Origin of the sequence: Pauljensenia sp. UMB10120 (assembly GCF_030212035.1) — a bacterium.
Taxonomy (GTDB): Bacteria; Actinomycetota; Actinomycetes; order Actinomycetales; family Actinomycetaceae; genus Pauljensenia; species Pauljensenia radingae_A.
This window is the reverse complement of sequence record NZ_JASODH010000008.1, coordinates 52341-72381: the sequence shown is the minus strand read 5'-3', so window position 1 is coordinate 72381 and position 20041 is coordinate 52341. Positions and strand designations below refer to the sequence as shown.

The following is a 20041-nucleotide window of genomic DNA, read 5'->3' as shown; positions in this document are numbered from 1 at the left end:
ACCACAATTTTCCGGTCCGACTCCACAAATAGTCACAAAACGGTTACGGTAGGAACAGCCGATTGGAAGGAGCCTGCCGTGACCCCGCGACGCATCATTGCCACAGCAAGTGCAGCGTCACTTGCAGTAGCCGGCATCGCGGTTGGTGGTATTGCTCAGGCTCGTCACACAGTGATGCTCGAAGTCGACGGAGTCAGTCAGCCTGTCACCGTGTGGGGCGGCACAGTCTCCGACGCGCTCGCCAGCATCGACGTACAGGTCGGTGAACACGACCTGATCTCGCCCACACCCAGCGAAAACATCGCGTCAGTTGACCATGTCGTTGTGCGCACGGCCAAACCCTACGACCTGACGATCGACGGCGAAGAACGCACCGTATGGTCGACGTCCAGCTCAATTGACACGATCCTAGCAGATGCCGACACCTACGGATCCACCGTGGCGATAGGCGCGAGCCGCTCCTCGATGCGAGCCGAACTCCAACCGCTCGTATCACGCGCACGCACACTGCCAGTCATTGAAACAAACGGCAACGTGATCCAGAATGTTGCCGTCCGGGCAGGCCAGGACATACGACACGTCATTGAAAACAACGGAATCAAGCTGTCACCGCTGGACCGGGTCACCCTCGAATCGGCAAACGGCGAACTGTCCGTGCGCGTCCAGCCCGTCACCCGCGGACGCGTCAGCACAGACACCCCGGTGAACTTCTCGAAAGAAGAACGCAAGTCCGACGCACTGTTCGAAGGCGAACGCATCGTTGAACAGGAAGGCACACACGGTGCCAACAGCTCTGTGGTGTGGCAGGAAACAGTCGACGGCGAAGTGACCTACTCAGCCGTGCTGTCGGCCGACAAGAAAGCGGAACCGCGACCGGAAATCGTCACCGTCGGCACCAGGAAAGTCACGCCCGAAGCTCTCCTGGCCGCCGGCATCGATCCGAAAGCCCAGTTGGAAGAAGGCACTGAATCAGATGGCCGCAAGTCCGTACGATTCCGAGCCAAACCCGGTGACATCTCAAGCCAAGCCGAACTCGATGAGATTCGTGGCATCGCCGAAGCCGAAGGGCTGACGATCAGCTCGACACCGACCGGAACATACTCGGGCGAAGATCCGCGCGGCATCGCGCAGCACATGATGAGTCAGCGTGGCTGGTCAGACAGTGAATTCCAGTGCCTGCTGACATTGTGGGATCGCGAATCGCACTGGAACCCCTATGCCGCTAACGCCTGGTCAGGCGCCTACGGTATTCCGCAGGCTCTCCCCGGATCGAAAATGGCATCTGCCGGTGCTGACTGGCAGACGAATCCGGCCACGCAGATCACGTGGGGCCTGGGATACATCGCCGGCCGCTACGGAACCCCATGCGGCGCGCTTGGGCATTCCAATTCTGTCGGTTGGTACTGATCCGCGCTCACGCGATACCCTCGTGACGTGAACGAAACAGACGAACGATCCGCGCTGCTGGGACCTGCCGAGATCCACGCAATCGCGGCTGCCCTCGACATTCGCCCGACCAAAGTGCTGGGGCAGAACTTCGTGCACGACGGCGGAACCGTTCGACGCATCGTGCGAGCAGGTGGCGTAGGGAGAGATGACCACGTGCTTGAGGTCGGGCCGGGACTGGGGTCGCTCACACTGGCGCTCCTGGAAACCGGCGCACATGTCGATGCGGTCGAAATTGATCCACGCCTGGCTCGTGCGCTGCCGGAAACCGTTCGGGCCCGCATGCCCGAGGCAACAGAGCGCCTCACCGTCACCTGTATGGATGCGATGAAAGTGACGCCGGACGAGTTGGGCGACGCTGCGCCCACCAAACTTGTCGCCAATCTGCCATACAACGTGGCTGTGCCGGTACTGTTGCGACTGCTCGAACGCTTCGAGACGCTGCGCGATGTCCTGGTTATGGTGCAGGCAGAGGTTGCCGACCGCCTCGTCGCCGGGCCCCGCTCACGAACCTATGGTGTTCCCTCCCTGAAAGCCGCGTGGTACGGCCACGCTGAACGAGCCGGAAGCATCGGGCGCGCCGTGTTCTGGCCGATTCCGAACGTTGATTCCGCACTGGTGCGGCTCACCAGGCGCGATGAGCCGTTGGGTGACGCTGTCCTGCGCGACGCCACATTCGATGCGATCGACCGCGCATTCGGGCAACGACGCAAGACTCTGCGCGCGGCCCTGCGTGACTGGGCGGGATCGGGGGAAGCGGCCGCCGACCTTCTCACCCGTGCCGGCATCGACCCGCAGGCTCGTGGCGAAACGCTGTCCATCGACCAGTTCGTCGACCTCGGCAGGCTTATCGTCGCCGCCAGACACGATCCCTCCACGCCCGAGGGAGCCTACACCTCCACACGAAACGGAGAGGCACATGCGTGAAGCTCAGGCCAGCGCCCCGGGCAAAGTCAACATGCTGCTGCGCGTCGGCGCGCCGGAAAAAGACGGATATCACCCGCTGATCAGCGTGTTCGAGGCGCTCGACCTGCGTGAAACCGTCACAGTGACAACGGCTCGCACCCCCGGAATCGCGGTATCGACAACCGTGTACACGCCAGAGGGCGAGGTAGACGGTCAGGCAAGCGCCATGATGAACGAGCTCGACCCGCACCGGCACTTGGCGGCACGAGCCGCGCGTACCCTGCAGCGCCTGGCGCAAAGCGGCCCGTGGGCGTCAACCGCGGCAGGCGTGAGGATCAACGTTGATAAGCGCGTGCCGATTGCCGGTGGAATGGCCGGTGGGTCAGCGGATGCGGCAGCCACCCTCGTCGCCTGCAACGAACTGTGGGAATTAGGACTGGACGCAGATCAGCTCCAGGCGGTCGGCCGCACGCTGGGCGCGGATGTGCCGGCCTGCCTGGTCGGCGGAATCGCGCTGGGAACCGGGCATGGCGACCATATGCAGGTCCTGGACAGCGAACATGAACACCTGTGGGTATGCGCAACCGCCCACGAAGGTTTATCGACGCCGGAGGTTTTCAGGCGGCGCGATGAGATGGGTGAATGGGCCGAACTCACCCGGCCAGACGAACAGACGCTCGCCGCACTCACCGCCAGTGCGCGCGAGGCGGCACCTTACTTACATAACGACCTGGCAGCGGCCGCGTTCACGTTGCGACCCGAACTGGCCGACACGATTGAGATCGGACGCGAAAGCGGCGCGCTCGCGGTGATCCTGTCCGGATCGGGGCCAACAGTTGCAGCCCTCGTTGCCGACGAACGCGCCGCTGACAGCGTGGCCGCAGCATGGCGTGAGGTTGATCAGGTTGATCGGGTCATCACCACGCGCGGCCCCGCCCACGGCTCAGTGGCGTCTGCGAACTGACAGTGCGCACGCTCCTGCGCCCAGCGCTCCAAGTGCTGTGAGTGCGAGGATCGGTGCAGACGAGCCGGTCGCGCTGAGGCGAGGCGGCTTGTCGGCCTGAGGACGCTCGCCAGTCGTGGGCGATGTAGGCGGTGCGGGCGGTTCAGCCGGTTCCGGCGGTTCGACTGGCGTCGCCGCCTCTTCGCCGCCAATCGTGTACACCTCGTAGCGCGCAGCACTCCACGGTGCCGAACCATCGCGCGGAGTCAGCTCAACCGTGATGCTATCGACGTTCTCAGTGATGGCGCGGGGGATTTCGAACGTGTCCTCCAGCCACTGATGAGTCTGATTGGCCAGGGGCTGCAGCCACGTGCCGACATGCATGCCGTTCACGGCCACATCGACGCTTTGATAGCCACTCGACTGGTCCGACATGCGATGCAGGCGTACACCCTGATTCGACTTCTTGACTGCCGCGGTGAAAGTGATCGGATCAGCCGAGTCGCGCAGAGAATCGGTCACGCTGACCGTGTCATCGTTGCCTTCGAATGTGCTGGTCAGGGAGCGCGGTTCGCCGCCACCTGAGTACGCGTGAGCCGCCTCGCTGTCCACGTCGGTGATGTTGAGTGAATCAGTAAGGGTCAGTACAGGCGCAGCCGCGTGGCCGTACCAGAAAGCGGTCGAAGAGTATTCAGCTGGATGGCGATTATCCGGCCCGTGCTCCAATCCGGCGCTGATCGAGCTCTGGAAATCGATCGCATCACCGATCAGCAGTCGGTAGGCCGAGTCGCACTGATAGTCACAGCCGTACGTTCCAGCGATCTTCTCCAGTGGCGCACCGTTGGTAAATGCGGAGAACGGTCCGTAATCGAAATACCAGCCACCCTCGTAGAAATCTTCACTGCCGGTGCCGTGCCACTGTGGGGTGCGCAGCCCGTCAACGTAGATGCGCTCATCGCCTTCCAGGTAGCCGCGAACGTTGCCGTCGCCCTGTGACGAGGACATGGTGTGGCTGACTCCCATGAAGCGGCCCTGGCCTTCAGTTGAGAGGAACACCCAGTCGCGCCCGTCTTCGGTCGGACCCGCGTGGTGCGTGGCGTAGAAATATCCGAGGGAGGGGACCGGTCCGCTCAAACGCTCGGCCACACTCGCATCCGCGTTGAATGTGACATCGCACGTACCGTTGTTCAGCGTGTACTGAGAGTTGTTGACCAGTGAGATCGTCATCGTCTTGCCGAACGGCATCGGCCACCACGACGAATATGTCCCTGTTTCGGGATCGACACCGAACATCAGCGAGGTAACGGGCGCCTGACCCAGACCGGTACCGAAGAATTCTCCGATCGGCGCGTCGACGGTCAACTGGCCGTCGGCGTGGATCTGGATATGTGTATTCGTCAGGAAATCGTCGGACGCCGCGATTTGCTCGGCGTCAGCGGGGTTTGTATTTTCGCGCGCATAGGTCCGGTCTCCGTGCCAACGTTCGTTCACGATCGAATAGTCGTGAGCTTGTTCAGAGGCGCGCGATTCGTCGGTTCCCTCGCCAACGTCGACTTCGTCGGTCCGGATCATGTCGCCGCCCACCTTGGAGTCGACGAAGTAGCGGAATTCGTTGAAGTCGTTGCCCGCAGAGATGAACTCGTTGGTGATGCGGATCGATGACTTGCCTGCGGTGGCGTCGGCGGGCAGTTCAACCGATTCTTCGCGCCACACCCCTGATTTGCCTTCGGTGCCATCCCACTGGCCGGCCTGCGTGCCGTCAACCAGGATGCGTGCCTTCTGATCAGGTGAAATCGGGTCATAGCGGCGCGTGAGCGTGACTCCCTCGTTCGCGGGATCAATCGCCACGGTGAAGCTGGTCGAATCTTTCGTTGCGCGACCGTCATCGTTCATGCGCTCAGGTGCCGGCGCGCCCTTGAGGCCTGGCAGACCAAGGGTGAAGGCCTGGACCATTCCGGGTTCATCCAGCGTCGCGATTGTTGTGGATTCGCCCGGAGCAAGACTGAAGTCTGCGTGCAGGTTCGGCTCATTGACGAGGGAGGCCGGCGACTCCGTACCCCAAGTCTTAGTCTGTTCGAGCAGGTCGGTGGGCACGTTGGAGGGATCGAAGGTCGAAATGCCGTCAGCGGTGGCGAACGAGCGGTACGACACATGGTAAAAGAACGGATTGTTCTGCACCGTGACGCGCATGGATTCGCGGTAGGGCATGGGGATCTTGATGTACACGCCACCGGAGGTTTGCATCTTGTCGGCGACGAACGGATAGATGAACGGTGCGCCGGCTTTACCTTCGACAACGTCCTGGAACGGTGCATTGAGAACGACTGTGCCGTCGAGTTCGATGATGATGTTGCCGGCCTTGGTGACGTCGCCACGATCCCACGTTGACCAGATGGATTGGATTTCGCCGGCGCCTGTGGCTTCTGCCAGCACGCATCCTTCATCGGTGGTGCGCAGGCAGGAGTACTTTCCGCTGAATCCGTCGTGGTCGTTGCCGCCTTCGCGATCAAAGCTTGAGAACTGGCGGCTCTGCGTGCCGGTGCTCAGTTCCGGAAGGTGAGTGATGTCAGTGTAGGTTTGCCAACCTGTTGTGGGATTTTCGTCGGGTGGCGCTGCCTGGGCGAGTCCGCCGATGCTGAGCAGCAGGGCTGTTGACGCGGCCAGTGCGATCTTTCCCGGTCGAGAGAGGTGATTCATCATTGATCCTTGGGTCGAGTGGCGGCATCGCCACTTCGTTTTCGGGCAAAATCAGCTTAAATGGAGCAAAAATGAGTGTCAAGCGATTGTGCATAGTAAATGCAATGTGATATATAGGTTATAGTAATACTAATGTCGCTAAACCGTTACCTGTGAAATCGTTGAGTCGTGTAAACAGCTGGTATACGGTGTGGAGATCAATCCAGGCGCTTGACATCAATGGCGAATCGGAGGCGCGTCGTGACTGCACCGTTGCTCGAAATGCACCATATCGGGAAATCGTTTTCAGGAGTGCGAGCACTCGACAATGTGTCGTTGCGCCTGGGCGCCGGTGAAGTTGTGGCACTGCTGGGAGAAAACGGAGCAGGCAAGTCCACGCTGATCAACGTGCTCTCTGGAGTCTTCAACGACTACGACGGTCACATCAAGGTCGACGGAGAGCCGGTCACGCTGCATAGCCCCAGCACCGCACAACAGCTGGGGATTTCCACCATCCACCAGGAACTGAACCTCGTCCCCGACATGTCAGTGGCAGACAATATCTGGCTCGGACGAGAACAGGCGACCGGAGGGTGGGTCAAGAAACAGCGCACGATTTCGATGGCCCGGGATCTGCTGGCGCGAGTCGGGCTGGATCTAGATCCTAGAAAGTTCGTGCGTCAATACCGACTGGCAGAACAGCAGCTCATTGAAGTGGCAAAGGCGATGAGCCTGAACACCCGAATCCTGATCATGGACGAACCGACGTCGGCGCTGGCAGATGCTGAAGTTGAACGCCTGTTCGAGGTTGTCAGGTCACTTGCATCCGAGGGAGTCGGCATCATCTACATCTCTCACCGTCTGGAAGAACTCGAAGAGATTGCTGACCGGGTCGAAGTCCTGCGAGATGGACAGTTCATCGGTGAACGCGAGATGAAGGACGTCAGTCGATCAGAACTGATCCACATGATGGTGGGTCGTCCGATCTCGGAACTGCACCAGCGTCCCGAGGAAACCGGTGCCCGCGCCGAGGGTGGCGAAGCCAGACTGACGGTGGAGCACCTCTCCCTCATGCCCAATGCGCGCGAGTCGCGGGCAGCACTGCACGACATCTCGCTGTCGGTTGAGCCCGGCGAAGTGCTGGGAATCGCCGGCCTGATGGGAGCTGGTCGCTCAGAAGTACTCGAATCCATTTTTGGAACACTCCCATCCTCGGACATGATCGGTCAGGTCACCCTGAACGGCAAGGCGCTGACCAAGCGGACGCCCGCACGCAGTATCGACGCCGGGATTGCCCTGGTATGTGAAGATCGAAAACTGCAGAGCCTGATCCTGGAAAACTCCGTGCGCTTCAATATGACGCTCCCCGCCCTGTCGGATTTTGCCGGCATAGGCGGATGGGTGAAGAAAACTCGAGAAAAGAAGGCGAGCGAGGAGCAGGTTCAGACTCTTGGGGTGAAGACCCCGTCGATGGATGCGTTCATGAGCACCTTGTCGGGTGGAAACCAGCAGAAAGTCGTCCTCGGAAAATGGCTGCTGACCAACCCGGAAGTGATCTTGCTCGACGAGCCGACACGCGGTATCGATGTCGGTGCGAAGGCCGAAATTTACGAACTTGTTGCGCAGCTGGCATCGCAGGGAGTGTCGTTCATCGTTGTCTCGTCAGAGCTTCCCGAATTACTGGGAATGTGCGACCGAATCGTGGTGTTGTGCGAAGGAAGAATCACCGCTGAATTTGACGCCGGCACAGCCACTCAGGAAGACCTACTCACCGCGGCAATGCCGATTCAAGGGCAGGCAGTCAGAGAGGATGCGCCCGCCGTCGATGCCATCGAAACTGCTAAATAGTGAAGGAGAACAACCCCATGAGCACACAGTCGCAGCGCGGATCGGGTGCGGTCGTGCAGCGCAAGAAATGGCTCCTGATGTTGAGCCAGTCCCAAGGCTATATCGGCCTTCTCCTGATCGTCCTGATTGGACTGTGGAGCCAGGGAGGGCGCTTCGCGGACATAGGAAACCTGACGAACGCCATTGGGTACTTCGCTCCGCGAGGCATCCTGGCGGTGGGAATGACTCTGGTCATTATCACCGGCGGCATCGATCTGTCGGTGGGCGCAGTCATGGCAGTCGGTTCAACCACGTCAGCATGGCTGCTGACGGAAATGAACTGGCCGGTGATCGCGATTGTTCCCACGTCAATGGCTGTGGGCGCCCTCTTCGGCATCATCAGCGGTATCGGCACCGCGTACTTAAAGATCCAGTCGTTTGTCATGACGCTGGCCATCATGACGATCGCACGAGGCTTTACCCGCGAGTTCTCCCATAACGTGTCGATCGGAACGAATGTGATTGGACCGGACGGGGAGGTGGCTCCGGGATCTCAACAGTTCCGAATGCTGGGGACGCCAGGCGAAACCCTGTTCCCTATACCGTTAATAGGGTATTTCCCTGTGCTGGCGCTGATCGTGGTCATTATCCTCGTCCATCTGCTGCTGTCACGCACGACGTTCGGGCGGCACGTGTATGCGGTGGGCGGCAATCCCACGGCGGCGCGCCTGTCGGGTGTGAACGTCAAAGCAGTGCTCGTCATTGTCTTCATGATCTCTGGTTTGCTGTGCGGCCTGGCCGGTCCGATTAACGCGGCTTATAACGCATCAGCAGATCCTCAAGCCGGCATGACCTACGAGATGGACGCGATTGCAGCCGTCGTCATCGGTGGTGCGAGCCTGGCTGGCGGCCGAGGCACAGTGATCGGAACGTCGATCGGCGCATTGATCCTGACCCTGCTCGACAACGTGCTGGGCCTGAACAACTTCAGTGCCAACTGGCAGATGATCATTAAAGGCATCATCCTCGTGGTCGCCGTTGTGATCCAACATCCCGACCTCATTCCCAACGCTGCGGCTCGCCTGAAACGACGAACCGCGCATCCCGTTAAGGCATCCTCGACGCCACACGCGAAGGAGTAGGCCGAGGGGGAAGTCCACACCAAGGTAAACACAACACTAAGAAAGCGAAGGAGCTCTCATGACAATCACGCGACGCAAACTACCGGTACTCCTGGCGGGTGCCCTGGTCGCCGCAGCATCGCTCGGCGCGTGCGCAACCAACGACCAGTCGACATCCGGCTCACAGGCAGATGAAGGCGCATCGAGTGCCACAACTGATCAGAGCAGCGCGGCTGGCGCAAGCGACGGACGTCTGCTGCCCGAAAAGGACAAGTACGTCATCGGGTACTCACAGGCCAACAACGCTGAGCCATATCGTGCGCAGATCAACGCACAGCTGGAGTATTACATCGGGCAGGAATCGAACCTTGAGTTGCTGCCGATTGCTGACGCTCAGCAGGATTCCTCACGTCAGGTGAGTCAGGTCCAGCAGTTCATTCAGCAGGGCGTTGACATTCTGATCGTCTCGCCTAACGAGTCTGACCCGTTGACCCCGCCAGTTGAGCAGGCATGTGAAGCAGGTATCCCGGTGATCGTGCTGGACCGCGCTGTGAACACGGACTGCATCACCTCCTTCATTGGCGGTGACAACGTGGCAATCGGTAAGGCCGCAGGTGAACTGGCACTCCAGCTTCTGCCTGATGGCGGTAAGGTCGTCGAGCTGCGAGGCATTACCTCGAACCAGCCTCAGATCGACCGCGACCAGGGCTTCCGTGACGCAATCGCTGCGAACCCGAAGATCGAGATCGTCAAGGATCAGGACGCAAAGTGGATCAAGGAAGAGGGCACCAAGATCATGCAGCAGTGGCTGCAGTCCGGTGAAGACATTGACCTGGTCTACGCGCACAATGACCCAATGGCGCTGGGCGCCTACCTGGCTGCGGCAGGTGCCGGCAAAGCCGACGACATCAAGTTCATCGGTATTGACGGCCTCGCAATTCCTGACGGTGGCATTCGAGCCGTTCAGGAAGGCCAGCTTGCAGGTACCTTCATCTATCCGACAGGTGCCAGGGAAACAGTCGACACCATTTTGGCGATGATCAAGGGCGAGCCGGTCGAGGCCAGGCAGGTCCTTGAAACCACCCCGATCACACCTGAAAACGCTGCCGAACAGTACGAGCTGAACGACTTCTCCAACAAGAAGTAAGAGATCTTGTACGAGGCCGGCGCCGAGGAACTCCCCGGCGCCGGTTTTGTGTCTAACGGGCGCGAACTGGGGAGATTTGACCCTGCTGAGAACGAGTTATACTCTTTAGCTACGCGCGTAGACAATGCGCGTCAATAGTTCTGCTTCTTCGCTCAATGAGGAGATGTAAATGAGTACTCGAGCAGACGCCGCACCGGCTGCGTCAGGATCGAAGTTCCAACGTCAGGTTGCGGTACTTTCAGGTGCAGGAATGTTCCTTGATGGATTCGATGTATCCGTCATTGCAGTGGCCCTGCCAGGTTTGAAACGACAGTGGGAAATTTCCGGAGGAATTGAAGGCATCGTCGCTGCTTCTGCGATCGTCGGCATGTTCCTTGGCATGATGTTCGGCGGAAAACTGGCTGACTCCTTGGGTCGGCGCAAGATGTACATGATTGACCTGAGCGGATTCGTGATTTTCGCCCTGTTGGCAGCGTTGACGCAAAATGCGTGGCAGCTAATCGCAACACGTTTCCTGTTGGGTCTGTTCATTGGTGCGGATTACCCAATCTCATCGTCCATTACCGCTGAATTCACTGCTCCCAAGCGTCGTGGACGCTTCATCATCCTCATGTCATTGTTCTGGCAGGTGGGAGCTTTCTGCGCGTACATGACAGGCATTGCCATGCATCCGTTAGGGGAATCCGCATGGCGATGGATGCTGGGATTGGGTGCCGTTCTGGCGGCAATTACGTTGGTTCTGCGTCACAAAGTTCCTGAATCGCCTCGCTGGCTGCGTGAACACGGGCGGATCGAGGAAGCTAACAGTGTGATGCGTGAGATCACAGCCATTCAGGGTGCCTACTTCGACGAAAATGACACGCTAGCAGAGTCCGCACAGGAGTCGATGCAGTCTAAGTCGCGCGTGTATGGGACGTGGTGGGAGCTCTTCAGCCCCAATATGATTCGTTCAACCATTTTCTGCTGCACATTCTGGTTTGCCTTTGCCGTGTCCTTCTATGGCATTCAGATGTACACTCCGTCAATTCTGGAACCGTTCACTCAGGGGAACACCATCTTGGCTTACATTGGTTCGTCGATCATCGCATTGCTGGGTGTTGCCGGCGCCGGCATTGGCATGTACACGGTCGAAAAGATCGGTCGCCGTCCGCAGATTCTATGGTGCTTCGCCGGTATGATCGTCGTCCTCGTGGCACTGGCGCTGACTGATAACCCATCAATTGGCCTGCTTATCTTCCTGCTGTCAGGAGCTATCCTTCTGGCGAACCTAGGTCCCGGCGTGCTGGACATGGTCTATCCAAACGAGCTGTTCCCGACCCGTCTGCGTGCATCCGGTACTGGTTTTGCGGGATCTATCAGCCGTATCGGCGCGATCTTGGGCGTCACAGTGTTCCCCGTGATGGTGGAAAACTGGGGAATGTCGCGCTCAACGTGGCTCTTCGCGGGGGTAGCGGTAGTGGGGTTGATTGTGTCTTACTTCCTAGCTCCTGAAACCAAAGGCAAGTCTCTCGAAGAACTCGAGGAATTGGCCAATAATGGGTGGAAGACCCGTAACGTGTAAGACGCGTTGCCACACGGCGTGGAGAGGCAGATGAAAAGCAAGAGGCCGACTCGCGAGGATGTTGCCCGCGAGGCAGGGACATCAGTAGCTGTTGTGACATACACAGTGAACAATGGCCCTCGGCCCGTTGCTGAAGAAACCCGCAAGCGAGTGCTTGCCGCGATCGACAAGCTGGGATATTCGCCTAATCATGCGGCGCGTATTCTGGCCTCTGGAAAGAGCGGCAACTATGGGCTTGTTCTTCCTAATATCACGAACCCGTTCATTGCAGAAATTGCGCACGCATTTCAGGCGAAGGCGCTCGAGCAGGGAAAATTGATCATCGTCGGTGACTCCGCTGATGACCCTGAGAGGGAACGTCGACTCCTGCAGTCCCTGATTGGACAGCAAGTGGATGGCGTGATCTATATGGGAACAGTTGAGAAACTTGCCCTCGACGTGTTTGACGGAACCGGCATTCCCGCAGTGGTTCTCACATATGCAGATTCGGATTCGAAATGCCCGTCAGTCAGAATTGATGAAACTCGGGCAGTTTTCGAGCTGACCACTCATCTGCTCCGACATGGGTACGATCACATCGATATGATGACCGGGCCCGAGGGAATGGAGAATTCATTCGTTCGGGCCCAGGGGTGGTGCAATGCGATTGGCAGCGATCTGTCATCACCGCACATCTCATGGTGCGCCTACTCGAGAATAGCCGGATATCAATGGCTCATTGATAAGTACGCGCAGGGGCACGTTCCCCAAGCAGTTGTGGCAGGCAATGAACGGCAGGCTCTAGGAGTGATGGCCGCGTGCTCGGATCTGCATATACGCATTCCGACGGATCTCGCTTTGGTTGCTCTCAATGGGTCATCGGATACGGGCTATTCCGTGCCGTCGTTGACTGCTGTTCGACAGCCCTGGGGAGAAATGGCTGAGCTTGCATTCCACATCCTTTCGGATACGTCGTTGAACCGCCAGCCACGATCCTTCGCCAGTGGCTTCGACATTGTTTTTGGTGAATCGTGCGGGTGTCGCCACGCTGGCACCCGAGACAGGGCGCTGCTGGCATCCTGGGCAACACCATCTTCCGATTCGCTGGACTCCGTCGCAGGTGTGGCGACGCAATCATTGACAGATAAGTAGGAAAAGATGCGCGATTTTTTCGCAAAAGCACCAGAAAACTGGGACAATCCCTCTGGACAACTTCATATTTACGCCTTGCCGGAGCGGAATTTTACCCATCTGGTTGCGCCATACCTTCAGGTACTGACAGAAAGCAGCATCTGTGCAGTGCAGCCACGGGACTCTCTGCATGCCACGGTCCAGCGACTGCCGTATTTTGCCGATGATGGGGAAATAAGAAAGAAAATTCCTTTGCTCGGTCAAGCGATCAGACGGCACTTCGCGCAGTGGCGATGCCCAAACCTGGAGTTCCAGTTACCTGAGGTCACTGAAGATTCAGTAGTGTGCTATTCGCGACCCACCACGGCGTGGAATCACTTCGTCGAGGGTGTGCGTCAATGCGCAATTGATGTCCTTGGTGATGAGGCCGCTCACTTTTCGGGTGTACCACGGGCTCACCTGACTTTGGCATACGGGATTGCTGATGCTGATTCCCGTGATCTTGTCGATCAGATCGACAAGATCAATACTGTGGAATATCGTCACCGCTCGTCCCAATCGCTTTTCTATACCATGGCTCTCGACCATGCTGCAGTTGTGACGGTCCATCAAAACCACCAAGAAGGTACGTATACTTTCGAGCCACTAGCAGTTTTTTATTTAAAGTGATGAAAATGCATTTATCAGGTGAATTAACTCAGATACTTCTTCTGCTGGCAGCGTTGGTGCTGTCTGCGATCATAGGTCTGGAACGCCAGATCCTCGGGAAAAGCGCGGGCATACGTACGCAAGCCATCGTCGGTATGACAGCGGCGCTCATGATGCTGATTTCCAAGTATGGATTCAGTGACGTGCTGAGCGAGGGAATCGTGCGGGTGGATCCATCACGGGTCGCTGCCCAGGTTGTTTCCGGAATCGGTTTCCTAGGAGCCGGAATCATCCTGACACGCCATGGGGCAATCCGCGGACTTACGACCGCAGCAACGATCTGGGAAACTGCGGCGATCGGTATGGCATGCGGAGCGGGCCTGTGGTGGCTTGCACTGGCAGGAACCGTATTCCACTTCGTGGTCATCTGGGTGCTCTCACCCTTCGCACGGCTGTTCCGACGCAAGGGCAGTGAAGACGAAAACATCCTGTGTGTCTCGTACCCGCAAGGTGAGGGCGTCCTCCGAAGCATCCTGTCCGAGCTGGCACGCGAAGGGTGGAGCGTGGAAAACGTCAGCACCTCCACCAGTCGCTCCTCCGAGACACTGACCGCTTACATCAGAATGCATTCGCGGGTCGTGGTCGACCAGGCTTCCACGCTCGCCACCCTCGCGGATCTGCCTAACGTGCAAGGTGTGCGGATCATGGAAGATAACGAATAGTTACGCCTAGCCCTCGAGCTTTTCGGACAGCTCCAGCCACTGTGCCTCGAGTTCGTCAACCTCGTCCTGGACGGAGCGCGCCTTGTCGGCAAGATCCTGCAGTCCGACGTAGTCAGTCGGATCATGGTCTGCCATCTGCGCTTTCAGATCCTCGTCCTGGCGTGTCAGGCGGTCCATCTTTCGCTCCAGCGCTGACAGCTCTTTTTGTGCAGCGTAGGCGCGAGCGCCGGAATTCTCGGTTTCCTCCTCAGGAGGTGATGGTTCCGCGGGCTCAGTCTGGCCCTGGATCTTCAGGTACTGCTCGACCCCACCGGGCAGATGGCGGAACGTACCGTCAATGATGGCGTATTGCTGGTCGGTGACGCGCTCAATCAGGTACCGATCGTGCGACACAACCAGCAGCGTGCCCGGCCACGTGTCGAGGACGTCCTCCAGGGCGGTCAGCATATCGGCATCGACGTCGTTGGTCGGCTCGTCCAGAATCATGACATTGGGTTGGTCAAGCAGGACGAGCAGAATCTGCAGCCTGCGTTTCTGCCCGCCCGACAGTTCTCCGACGCGCGCTGACAGATGCTCGTGGCGAAATCCGAGGCGCTCCAGCATCTGCGCTGGAGTGGTGTCCTTACCGTCCACGACGAACGTTGTTCTGGTGCGGCCAAGCACTTCGCGCACGCGGTCACCCGAGATCTCATCCAGCTGCGAAAACTGCTGGTCGAGCACTCCGATACGAACAGTCTTACCCTGACGTACTCGCCCCGACGTCGGCTTCAGCGCACCGCTGATGACGTTGAGCAGGGTTGACTTGCCCGCACCGTTCGGGCCGAGGATAGCGCTGCGCTCTCCGGGTGCGATCCTCCACGTCACGTCGCGCAGAACCTCGTTCGTTTCAAACGAAACCGACACGTCCAGCAGATCCACCACCTGTTTGCCCAGGCGTGCCACAGATAGCCGCTGCAGTTCAATCGGGTTGCGCACCTGCGGTACGTCAGCGATCAGCTCATTCGCCGCTTCGATACGGAACTTCGGCTTGGACGTGCGCGCCGGCGCTCCGCGACGCAACCAGGCAAGTTCCTTGCGCATCAGGTTATGGCGCTTCGCTTCGGTCGCAGCCGCGATCCGGTCACGTTCCACACGCTGCAGGACGTACGCTGCGTATCCGCCTTCGAACGGTTCAACCGTTGTGTCATGCACCTCCCACATGCGGGTGCACACCTCATCAAGGAACCACCGATCGTGCGTCACAACGATGAGCGCACCGTCGCGCGGACTCCACCGGTACTTGAGATGGTCAGCCAGCCACGCGACCGCCTCGATGTCCAGGTGGTTCGTTGGTTCATCCAGAATCAGCACATCCCACTCGCCCACAAGCAGGCGCGCAAGATCGACGCGTCGGCGCTGTCCACCTGAAAGATCACCGACGAGGGAATCCCATGCGATATCCGAAGCCAGTCCAGAAATAATGGATCGGATATTCGCGTCGGACGCCCACTCATACTCCGGGCGATCTCCCACTAGTGCTTCTTTGACGGTGTGAGACGGATTCAGACGATCAGACTGGCTGAGGTATCCCAGGCGCAGGTCGCGACGATGAGTGACGCGACCGCTGTCAGGTGTGATCTGGCGGGTCAGTAGCCGCAAGAGTGTGGATTTGCCGTCTCCGTTGCGGCCCACCACGCCGATTCGGTCGCCCTCGTCAACTCCGACGGTGACCTGATCAAGGACGACGGTCGTGGGGTATTCCATATGCAGGTTGTCTGCGCCGAGAAGATGTGCCATATCGGCACATATGGTACGTCAAAATGCGCTGGTGAGGAGACCCCGGAATCCCCATATCAATCGAGATGATGTGAGTGTGGGGTTCGAAGAGCAGGATAAATGGCCTCTTACCTGCGTAAATGGTGGGATCGTGCGCGTGGATTCCGATCAGGCCGCCTTCGCGTGGCCTGGCCAGGCCTTGATCTGCTGCAGAAGCGTCACTGCGTGGCGATCCCACATGTGACCGCCCACGATGACGCCGACGACCAGACATACCAGCGACCAGACTGGGGCAACGATGTAGCCGATCCAATCTGGCAGGATGCCGAAGAAGCCGAGTAGCAGAACGACTGAGGCCGGCAAAGACGCCACAAGAGCCGCGAGCCACTGGGCGAACTGCACCAGCATCGTGGCAGTGAAGCTGCCGGTGGATTTTGTCGATATCGGGTTCGCGCCGGGCGGAGGAACAGGGTAGAGCCAGCGTGCATGCAGGATCTGGCCTGCGCCGGCAGTCGCGCAGAACAGGAGCACCGTGGTGACTGCGAGGTAGATGAGCGAACGCCCTTGAATCCCCGCGGCGAAAGCCAGCAGTGCCATGACAACGGCGAAGAGGCTGATCGCTGAGGGTAACGCGCCCACAAGACGCCCCAGACGCTCGTCGCGTCCGCGTATTCCAGCAGTGATGCTCAGCCAGTTCGCCGTTGAATCCCATGCCATCAGGGTCGCGACGACACCGCCGAAGAGCATTGCACCAAAGAGCGTGAAGAAAATGGCGAACGTGTTGCCAAAGCTGAAGTCCGAATTCGACCCCATAAACGAAATCGCGATACCCAGCACGGGCAGGACGCCGACCGCGATCAGCTGTGAGAGCAGACGCGGATCGCGGATAAACTCGTGACTGGTGCGGGCCGCCAGCGCGGCCGCTGCCCGTGGCAAACCCAGACGCAACCACGGGTCGACATACTTGAAGGAGCGCTGGTCAGCGCGCGCCGAGGGAGCAGCCTGCGTGGGATCGATCAAGTGGCGTCCCTCTGCAATCGCCTGACGGGCCTCAGCACTGACTGGCCGTGCCTTGCCATTCATGGCGAAGGGGAGTACGTACTGCCACAGCTTCCATCCTGCCCACAAAGTGACCAGTGAAATGGCCAGCCGCGCGAGGGCAACAAGGTAGTTGCCTTCATAGACGGATTGACTGATCGCGAACGGGGCGCCCATCGGTGTCCAGCCGACGATCGTACCGAGTCGGGTGACGAAAGCGGCGTTGAAGTTGTCGATTCCGGCATTGACGTACAGACCCAGAGGCGTGACGAAGAGAAACAGCGCGACCGTTGCGATGACGCCCTGTAGATCGCGCCTACGGGTGGAAGCCGTCATCTGAACGCTCATCCACGTCGTCACGGCACGTGACCACACCAGCGATATGGCAAGTGCCAGGCAGGCGCTGATCACACTGACGAGCGCCACCACCACATGGCCGGAGACAATCCAGGCGACGAAGGGAATCAGAAGAAATAACGCAGTGCCAATGCCGGCGAATCCCACGAAAGCTGCGGCAATCATGCCGATCGCGAAACGCCGTGAAGGTGCGGCAAACGGTGCGAGGCGAACCGGATCCAACGTGTTGTCAGCCGATGCCATAAGCGCAGGAGCTATCACCCATGCCAGCACAGCTAAGGCACTGATCAAAGTGAACATGACGCTGGCCAGGTCGGCGTAGCCCTCGAAGATGGAAAACACGGCTCCGACGGCAATCATTCCGACGTAGCCGGCGATGCCCAGGGCCCCCAGGAATGACAGGACGAGGAAGGCTGTCTGACGCTTCATCGAGTTCCACGTCAGCTTCGCTTTCATCCGCATTAGGAGTGCAACCATGACAGCCCTTCGTGAGTGATGCGGCCTCCGACGATCTGAGTGAAGCGCTCTTCGAGGTCACCGCCTGCAGCTACCTCGTCAGTCGTGCCGGAAATTACGACCTGACCGTGATGGATGATCGCAACGTGGCTGCACAGTTTCTGCACGGTTGACATTACGTGACTGGACAGCACAACTGTGCCGCCCTGGCGCACGAACGATTTGAGAATCTCACGGATATTGGCGGCCGAAACTGGGTCGACCGATTCGAACGGCTCGTCCAGAACCAGGACGCTGGGGGAGTGGATCAAGGATGCGCCCAACGCGATCTTCTTGGTCATGCCGGCCGAATAATCGCCGATCATTTTGTCAGACGTTTCAGTCAGATCCAGGGCTTCGAGCAGGTCCTGGGTACGTGAGCGCGCAATGTCAGTGTCCATCCCGCGCAGCAAGGCCACGTAGGTCAGGAAATCCGGGCCGGAGAGGCGGTCCAGCAAATGCATGCCGTCAGGCATTACTCCGAGAAGTTTCTTAGCCTCGGTTGGATTGGCCCACATGTCAACGCCGTGGACGTAGGCTGTTCCTTCATCTGGGCGCAACAGGCCGGTCGCCATCGTCAGGGTTGTGGTTTTGCCTGCACCGTTGGGGCCGACGATTCCATAGAACGAGCCGGCGGGAATATTCAGGCTCAGGTCGCCTACTGCGACGAGATTGCCGTACACCTTGACCAGGTGATCGAATGCGAGTGCCGGTGGTTGGTCAGTCATAAGTCCCCTCGCGGTAGTGGTCGGACGCTACTTTTAGGCTAGTACTTCGTTTCGTAAGATGCGAGGATAATTCTGAGCAGGTCAGCAAGATCGTCCTGATCGCCTCGGGAAAGCGGCGCCAGAATCTGCTTTTCACATTCGAGCAGGGAGATCAGCGCCGCATCAACGTGCTTCTTGCCGGTGGGGGTCAGGGTGACGAGGACGGCGCGCCGGTCATCCGGAGCCGGTGAACGCGTTACAAGGTGGCGACGTTCGAGGCGGTCAATACGGTTCGTCATTGTCCCGGAGGTGACGAGCAGTTCGTCCATGAGGTGCCCGGGCGTCATCGAATACGGCTTTCCGGCGCGGCGCAGGGAGGAGAGCACGTCGAATTCCCACGGGTCAAGATCGTGTTGGGCGAATGCCTCGCGCCGCTTGAGATCCAGATGGCGCGCCAGTCTGGCTACGCGCGAGAGCACAAGCATGGGGGAGGGGTCAGTGTCCGGGCGTTGACGTGCCCACCCCTGAACGATCGCATCGACCTCGTCTCGCTGCGTTTTTCTCATGACACCAAGATACTTGTTTTCGAGATACTTTCGCGAGGGGGGCTCACGCAGAATGCATACGCAATGACGGATCAGTCTTGAGGTTGCGCAGCCCGTACCACACCAGGTTGACGGCGTGTGCTGCCACAACTTCCTTCGGCATGGAGCGATCTTCGAGCCACCACTGCCCGACCTGCGCGATCAAACCGACAAGCATCTGCGCATACAGCGGTGCCCACCCCGGTTCCATATTCGAGCGTTCGAACTGTTCGGCCACAAGGTATTCCACCCGCATCGCAACATCGCCGAGCACCGATGAGAAAGAACTGGATGTACGGTCGTTGGGTGTATCGCGCACGAGGACGCGGAAGCCATCCGTATTCGATTCAATGTAATCCAGCAGTGTCAGTGCGGCCGCCTCGAGGATCTCACGCGGATGCGTGGACGATTCCAGCGACGTCTGGATCGCGGAGACAAGGGACTGCACCTCACGGTCCACGATCACCGCATACAGACCTTCTTTTCCGCCAAAGTGCTCGTAGACGACTGGTTTGGAGACGCCTGCCTGCGCGGCTGCCTCCTCCATGGACGTGCCGTCGAAACCTTTCTTTGCAAAGAGGGCGCGACCGACTTCAATGAGTTGCTCACGTCGCGCCACACCGCTCATCCGGACTCGTTTTTCTGCCATAGCAGTACTCTAGAACGTGTTGAGCTCCACACTTTAAGCTTCTGATTCTTCGCGCGACTGTGACATAATCGGGTGGTCTATCCGCCTTGGTGTAACGGCAGCACAGGGGTTTTTGGTGCCCTTAGTCTAGGTTCGAATCCTGGGGGCGGAGCTCAATGTACTGAGCAAAGTTGCACTATAGCAACGAAAAACGGTTTTACGTCATCCTCTCTGGGGGTCGCGTTCCCCGAAATAATCTCGTGCCTGCACGACACCGGAACAACAGTGCTAATCGATCCTGAAATAGCCTTGAGGGGCCTGTATCGAGTAAAGCACGCCACATCAACTCACGGATCAGGGGGATGAACCT

At 58.9% G+C, this 20041-nt stretch carries 16 protein-coding genes and 1 tRNA gene; 11 read left to right on the top strand and 6 right to left on the bottom strand.

The features are described from left to right. Positions 1–78 precede the first annotated feature (78 nt). The 3 genes from QP093_RS08460 to QP093_RS08450 are packed head-to-tail and all read left to right on the top strand — an operon-like array spanning position 79 to position 3316. A complete protein-coding gene (locus QP093_RS08460; RefSeq protein WP_285016095.1) occupies positions 79–1407 on the top strand; it encodes an aggregation-promoting factor C-terminal-like domain-containing protein in 1329 nt (442 codons plus the stop codon). A gap of 27 nt (positions 1408–1434) precedes the next feature. After that, a complete protein-coding gene (gene rsmA / locus QP093_RS08455; RefSeq protein WP_285016094.1) occupies positions 1435–2373 on the top strand; it encodes a 16S rRNA (adenine(1518)-N(6)/adenine(1519)-N(6))-dimethyltransferase RsmA in 939 nt (312 codons plus the stop codon). Continuing rightward, positions 2366–3316: a 4-(cytidine 5'-diphospho)-2-C-methyl-D-erythritol kinase gene (locus QP093_RS08450; protein ID WP_285016093.1), complete on the top strand. Its 951-nt coding sequence runs from the start codon at positions 2366–2368 to the stop codon at positions 3314–3316. The genes rsmA and QP093_RS08450 overlap by 8 nt, the downstream gene beginning before the upstream one ends. On the opposite strand, the gene QP093_RS08445 is transcribed toward QP093_RS08450, so the two are convergent. Continuing rightward, a complete protein-coding gene (locus QP093_RS08445; protein ID WP_285016092.1) occupies positions 3296–5995 on the bottom strand; it encodes a glycoside hydrolase family 172 protein in 2700 nt (899 codons plus the stop codon). The two genes, QP093_RS08450 and QP093_RS08445, sit on opposite strands and share 21 nt — an antisense overlap. 216 nt (positions 5996–6211) lie before the next feature. On the opposite strand from QP093_RS08445, the gene QP093_RS08440 reads away from it, so the two are divergent. The 7 genes from QP093_RS08440 to QP093_RS08410 all read left to right on the top strand — a co-directional run bounded on the left by QP093_RS08440 (position 6212) and on the right by QP093_RS08410 (position 14107). Next, positions 6212–7819: a sugar ABC transporter ATP-binding protein gene (locus QP093_RS08440; protein WP_285016091.1), complete on the top strand. Its 1608-nt coding sequence runs from the start codon at positions 6212–6214 to the stop codon at positions 7817–7819. Between the two features lie 17 nt (positions 7820–7836). Then, positions 7837–8940: an ABC transporter permease gene (locus QP093_RS08435; protein ID WP_092648256.1), complete on the top strand. Its 1104-nt coding sequence runs from the start codon at positions 7837–7839 to the stop codon at positions 8938–8940. 58 nt (positions 8941–8998) lie between these two features. After that, complete coding sequence (locus QP093_RS08430; protein ID WP_285016090.1) at positions 8999–10066, top strand: substrate-binding domain-containing protein; 1068 nt, start codon at positions 8999–9001, stop codon at positions 10064–10066. A gap of 169 nt (positions 10067–10235) precedes the next feature. Then, positions 10236–11627: an MFS transporter gene (locus tag QP093_RS08425; RefSeq protein WP_070725591.1), complete on the top strand. Its 1392-nt coding sequence runs from the start codon at positions 10236–10238 to the stop codon at positions 11625–11627. A 30-nt stretch (positions 11628–11657) separates the two neighbouring features. Continuing rightward, a complete protein-coding gene (locus tag QP093_RS08420) occupies positions 11658–12758 on the top strand; it encodes a LacI family DNA-binding transcriptional regulator (RefSeq protein WP_285016089.1) in 1101 nt (366 codons plus the stop codon). Between the two features lie 6 nt (positions 12759–12764). Continuing rightward, a complete protein-coding gene (locus tag QP093_RS08415; protein ID WP_285016088.1) occupies positions 12765–13406 on the top strand; it encodes a hypothetical protein in 642 nt (213 codons plus the stop codon). 5 nt (positions 13407–13411) lie between these two features. Beyond that, entirely contained in the window at positions 13412–14107 is a 696-nt protein-coding gene (locus tag QP093_RS08410) for an MgtC/SapB family protein (protein ID WP_058236239.1), read from the top strand. 6 nt (positions 14108–14113) lie between these two features. Here the strand turns inward: QP093_RS08410 and QP093_RS08405 are convergent, their stop codons facing one another. The 5 genes from QP093_RS08405 to QP093_RS08385 form a co-directional block, all read right to left on the bottom strand. After that, positions 14114–15883: an ABC-F family ATP-binding cassette domain-containing protein gene (locus QP093_RS08405; RefSeq protein WP_285016087.1), complete on the bottom strand. Its 1770-nt coding sequence runs from the start codon at positions 15881–15883 to the stop codon at positions 14114–14116. A gap of 147 nt (positions 15884–16030) precedes the next feature. Continuing rightward, on the bottom strand, positions 16031–17734 hold the full coding sequence (locus QP093_RS08400; RefSeq protein ID WP_285016086.1) for a hypothetical protein: 1704 nt from the start codon (positions 17732–17734) through the stop codon (positions 16031–16033). Then, a complete protein-coding gene (locus QP093_RS08395) occupies positions 17719–18480 on the bottom strand; it encodes an ABC transporter ATP-binding protein (protein ID WP_285016085.1) in 762 nt (253 codons plus the stop codon). Before QP093_RS08395 ends, QP093_RS08400 begins: the two co-directional genes overlap by 16 nt. A 38-nt stretch (positions 18481–18518) precedes the next feature. Further along, complete coding sequence (locus tag QP093_RS08390; protein WP_058236178.1) at positions 18519–19025, bottom strand: MarR family winged helix-turn-helix transcriptional regulator; 507 nt, start codon at positions 19023–19025, stop codon at positions 18519–18521. A 43-nt stretch (positions 19026–19068) separates the two neighbouring features. Further along, positions 19069–19692: a TetR/AcrR family transcriptional regulator gene (locus QP093_RS08385; protein WP_058236177.1), complete on the bottom strand. Its 624-nt coding sequence runs from the start codon at positions 19690–19692 to the stop codon at positions 19069–19071. An 80-nt stretch (positions 19693–19772) separates the two neighbouring features. Here QP093_RS08385 and QP093_RS08380 point away from each other — a divergent pair. Beyond that, a tRNA-Gln gene (locus QP093_RS08380) sits at positions 19773–19843 on the top strand. Positions 19844–20041 lie beyond the last annotated feature (198 nt).

What these genes read in the sequence shown, in the direction of transcription:
- QP093_RS08450 (WP_285016093.1), top strand. Translation starts at nt 2,366, where the DNA reads ATGCGTGAAGCTCAGGCCAGCGCCCCGGGCAAAGTCAACATGCTGCTG.
- QP093_RS08445 (WP_285016092.1), bottom strand. Translation starts at nt 5,995, where the DNA reads ATGATGAATCACCTCTCTCGACCGGGAAAGATCGCACTGGCCGCGTCA.
- QP093_RS08440 (WP_285016091.1), top strand. Translation starts at nt 6,212, where the DNA reads ATGGCGAATCGGAGGCGCGTCGTGACTGCACCGTTGCTCGAAATGCAC.
- QP093_RS08435 (WP_092648256.1), top strand. Translation starts at nt 7,837, where the DNA reads ATGAGCACACAGTCGCAGCGCGGATCGGGTGCGGTCGTGCAGCGCAAG.
- QP093_RS08430 (WP_285016090.1), top strand. Translation starts at nt 8,999, where the DNA reads ATGACAATCACGCGACGCAAACTACCGGTACTCCTGGCGGGTGCCCTG.
- QP093_RS08425 (WP_070725591.1), top strand. Translation starts at nt 10,236, where the DNA reads ATGAGTACTCGAGCAGACGCCGCACCGGCTGCGTCAGGATCGAAGTTC.
- QP093_RS08420 (WP_285016089.1), top strand. Translation starts at nt 11,658, where the DNA reads ATGAAAAGCAAGAGGCCGACTCGCGAGGATGTTGCCCGCGAGGCAGGG.
- QP093_RS08415 (WP_285016088.1), top strand. Translation starts at nt 12,765, where the DNA reads ATGCGCGATTTTTTCGCAAAAGCACCAGAAAACTGGGACAATCCCTCT.
- QP093_RS08410 (WP_058236239.1), top strand. Translation starts at nt 13,412, where the DNA reads ATGCATTTATCAGGTGAATTAACTCAGATACTTCTTCTGCTGGCAGCG.
- QP093_RS08405 (WP_285016087.1), bottom strand. Translation starts at nt 15,883, where the DNA reads ATGGCACATCTTCTCGGCGCAGACAACCTGCATATGGAATACCCCACG.
- QP093_RS08400 (WP_285016086.1), bottom strand. Translation starts at nt 17,734, where the DNA reads ATGGTTGCACTCCTAATGCGGATGAAAGCGAAGCTGACGTGGAACTCG.
- QP093_RS08395 (WP_285016085.1), bottom strand. Translation starts at nt 18,480, where the DNA reads ATGACTGACCAACCACCGGCACTCGCATTCGATCACCTGGTCAAGGTG.
- QP093_RS08390 (WP_058236178.1), bottom strand. Translation starts at nt 19,025, where the DNA reads ATGAGAAAAACGCAGCGAGACGAGGTCGATGCGATCGTTCAGGGGTGG.
- QP093_RS08385 (WP_058236177.1), bottom strand. Translation starts at nt 19,692, where the DNA reads ATGGCAGAAAAACGAGTCCGGATGAGCGGTGTGGCGCGACGTGAGCAA.